General features: G+C 44.1%; 2 protein-coding genes and 1 tRNA gene. 2 read left to right on the top strand and 1 reads right to left on the bottom strand.

Annotated features, from left to right (window positions below; translation table 11 throughout):
- Window positions 1–284, top strand: a 284-nt coding sequence (locus tag D1164_RS23895) for a hypothetical protein (protein WP_206611102.1), incomplete at its 5' end; no start/stop codon positions are given.
- A 156-nt stretch (window positions 285–440) separates the two neighbouring features.
- On the opposite strand, the gene D1164_RS23440 is transcribed toward D1164_RS23895, so the two are convergent.
- Window positions 441–516 (bottom strand) — tRNA-Gln (locus D1164_RS23440).
- A gap of 176 nt (window positions 517–692) precedes the next feature.
- Between D1164_RS23440 and D1164_RS23445 the strand changes: the two genes are divergently transcribed.
- Entirely contained in the window at window positions 693–3,761 is a 3,069-nt protein-coding gene (locus D1164_RS23445) for a glycosyltransferase family 117 protein (protein ID WP_119352337.1), read from the top strand.
- The last annotated feature ends 128 nt before the right edge of the window (window positions 3,762–3,889 follow it).

Genomic DNA, 3,889 nt, shown 5'->3' on the forward strand with positions numbered 1-3,889 from the left:
AACTTACAGGAACACTTCCTGCAGGGGTAAGCCTTAAGTTAACTGCCGGAACAGTTTCAACCGGTAATGGCAACCGGGGAAGTTCAGCAGGAGAGATTTCCTTAACATCTTCGGCCCAGGATTTGGTAACGGGAATTGGCAGTTGTTACACCGAGTCAGGTTACGAAAAAGGACACCAGTTGACTTATCAGCTCGACATGAATAATGACAGTTATGCCGACCTGGCATCCGGTTCATACGATGTAACAGTTATTTACACGATTACCGGCGACGACGAAGATTAAAAAGATTTAAAAGAATATTCCATACATGAGCAGGCCAAAGCGCCTGCTTTTTTTATTTTAATGAATGTGTTATTGAGGATTCTGTTTGTCAGATAAAATTTAAAAAGCCTGTCAGTTCATGAACTAACAGGCTTTTGGGTTTTGTTCCCCTTTTTTTGGTTGTCCCGCCAGGGCTCGAACCTGGACTCTTCTGAACCAAAATCAGACGTGTTGCCAATTACACCACGGGACAATCATTCAACGTCTTTTCTTTAAAGACGGTGCAAAAATATAAATTTTTTCTTTTCACGGGGTGTTAGCCGGTTTTTTTTAAGTAGTCTTGAATTTGTTACCTTTTGGTTAACGGTTTGTTCAAATTGGAGGATTCTTTTAAAACTGTATATTTGTCTCAACTCATATAAAAAGCCAATGCGTCGGTTTCATTTAATTAACACTATTCTGGGATGGTCTGTCTTTCTGATTGCCGGTTTCGTCTACTTGTTAACTCTGGAACCGACAGCCAGTTGGTGGGATTGCAGTGAGTTTATCATTAGCGCCTATAAGCTGGAGGTGGGGCACCCGCCAGGGGCGCCATTGCATATCATTCTGGGACGGTTTTTCAGTTTGTTTGCTTCCGATGTATCACAGGTTGCTTTTATGGTAAATCTTTTGTCGGGATTGGCAAGTGCCGCTACCGTTATGCTGCTTTACTGGAGCATCGTTCATTTAGCCCGAAAGTTATTTCCCGGGAAGGAATTAACACTAGGGGAACAAATCGCTGTTTGGGGAAGTGGTCTGGTTGGCTCCCTTGCGTTTGCATTTTCCGATTCGTTTTGGTTTTCTGCTGTGGAAGGTGAGGTGTACGCTTTGTCTTCGCTGTTTACGGCAGCCGTTTTCTGGGCTGTCTTGAAATGGGAAAATGAAGCCGATCAAAAATTTGCCAACCGCTGGTTAATACTCATTGCGTACCTTGTGGGGCTTTCTACCGGGGTTCATTTGCTCAACCTTCTTGCTATTCCTGCTATTGGACTGGTTTATTATTTTAAAAAATATCCCTTCTCATGGAAGGGGTTTTTTACCGCATTCGTTTTGTCCATTGGAATTCTTGCTGCAATCCAGTACGTAATTATTCCGGGTTTGCCGCGAGTGGCATTTTTATTTGATATATTGTTTGTGAACAATCTGGGCCTTCCTTTTAATTCCGGTGTGCTGATGTTTGTCGGCCTTCTGATTGCCGTTTCGGTCTGGGCCCTTTATTACACCAGAAGGAGGCAGCTGGTATTTGGGAATACGGTGGTGACTGCAATTGTTGTCATTTTGATAGGTTACTCCGCGTTTGCCCTAATTTTAATTCGGGCAGAGGCTAACCCTCCTATGAATCAAAATAATCCCGACAATGCTTTTTCCCTGCTGCGTTACCTGAACCGGGAGCAGTACGGGGATCGCCCTTTACTTTACGGGCCTTATTACAGTGCCCGGGCTTTGGGAGCAACGGGCGAAAAAAAGTATTACAGTAAAGTGAACGGGAGGTACGAGGTAACAGGTACATCTGGCTCAAAAACCAGGTACGAGCCAAAGTTGCAAACGGTATTTCCCCGTATGTACAGTAATCAGCCACACCATATTGAGCAGTACAAAGAGTGGGGCCAGGTAAAAGGGACAGAAGTACGCATCCGGAACCGGGGCGAATCCCAAACCGTTTTGAAACCCCGATTTTCTGAAAACCTTCGTTTTTTCTTTAGTTATCAGTTGGGGTACATGTATTCCCGTTACTTTATGTGGAACTTTGCAGGTCGTCAGAATGATATTCAGGGGCACGGCAGCTTTAGGAACGGTAACTGGATTAGCGGAATTGATTTCCTGGACAAATATCGTGTTGGGTCACAGGAAAATATTCCCGGGTTTATGAAGGATGATCCTACCAGAAATACCTATTTCTTTCTTCCGTTGCTTTTTGGGCTGGCTGGCTTGTTTTATCAGTACAATCACAGCCAGAGAGGGAAAGAAGGCTTTGCGGTAGTTATGACTTTATTCCTTTTTACCGGAATTGCCATCATTGTTTATTTGAACCAAACACCTGTTCAGCCCCGTGAGCGTGATTATGCGTATGTGGGGTCTTTTTATGCATTTGCTATCTGGATTGGTTTGGCAGTACCTGCCTTGTACTCTACCATCCGGAAAATACTGGGAGGAATACCCGGTGCTGTTCTGGTTACAGTCACTTCTCTTGGGTTGGTGCCAGGTATTCTTGTAGCACAAAATATGGATGACCATAACCGTTCAGGACGATATATGACACGCGACTATGCCATCAACTATTTGGAATCATGTGCGCCGAATGCCATTTTACTTACTTATGGTGACAACGATACCTTCCCGCTTTGGTATGTACAAGAGGTTGAGGGGGTGCGCACCGATGTTAAAGTGGTGAACATCAGTTACCTGGGCATGGATTGGTACATTTCTCAGCACCGCAGAGCTTCTTACGAAGCGACACCCATTCCTTTCTCTTTCGGGGAAGAACAGTATTATACAGGTCGCCGCGATGCGGTTCTGATTCGGGATCGTATCAGTGGGGCTGTCGATTTACGCGATGCCATGACTTTTCTGGGAAGCGAGGATGAACGCACAAAAGCAAAAATGCAGGGAGGACAGGAATTCGATTACCTCCCGTCAACCGACTTTTACCTTCCGGTTGATAAAGACAAAGTACTGGAAACCGCTACTGTTCAGCCTGAGGATGCAGCTCTGATTGCAGATACAGTCACCTTCAGCATCAATAAAAGTTATATTACCAAAAGCGAATGGGCGGTGTTGAATATGATTGCCGCCAACAACTGGGAACGTCCCATTTACATCGATCACAGTCTGTTGTACACCGACAATGTGTTTTTTACTGACTGGCTGCAATTTGAAGGGTTGGCCTATCGTTTTGTGCCAGTAAAAACAATAGGTAGCGGTATGAATAAAGGGAACATCAATACGGGTATATTGTACCGGAATGTGATGGAAAAATTTGTTTGGGGAAATGTGAATCATCCGGATGTTTTTCTGGACGATTACAATAAAAGGGCGATAAAAATTATTCAGGCACGCTACATGTTTGCCCGGTTAGCTGAAGCGCTGGTAAATGAGGGGCAAAAGCAAAAAGCTGAAGAAGTGGTGGACAAAATGTTTGAACTATTTCCCAACGAAAAAATTCCGTTGAGCTATGATTCTTTTCCGGCCACCGAACAATACTTCAGGGCAGGAGCAGTGGAGAAAGGAAGCGAAAAAGTGAAACAGATGGCTGACAACAGTTTTGCAATGCTGAATTATTACCTCACTCTTCCGGAACATTTTGCTCGTGCCGTACAACAGGAACAAGAAGATGAAATGAAGCAGATCCAAAATTTGCTGGTGCTTACCCGGCGTTACAATCTTGCTGAACTGAATAAGGAAATTGACGAGCGGCTGCAAACACTCATCGATCGGTTGTCAGAGGACATGGGATCCTGAGTTTATTATAATCGTTAAAACCACCTCCTTCGGGGGTGGTCATGTTTAATAGGCTACGCCTTAAATTTATTAACTTCGTCACATGAGTAATTTTAAGAAATTAAATCATGTGATTTACAGGTGCACTT

It is taken from the genome of Mariniphaga sediminis (genome assembly GCF_003573545.1).
Lineage (GTDB): Bacteria > Bacteroidota > Bacteroidia > Bacteroidales > Prolixibacteraceae > Mariniphaga > Mariniphaga sediminis.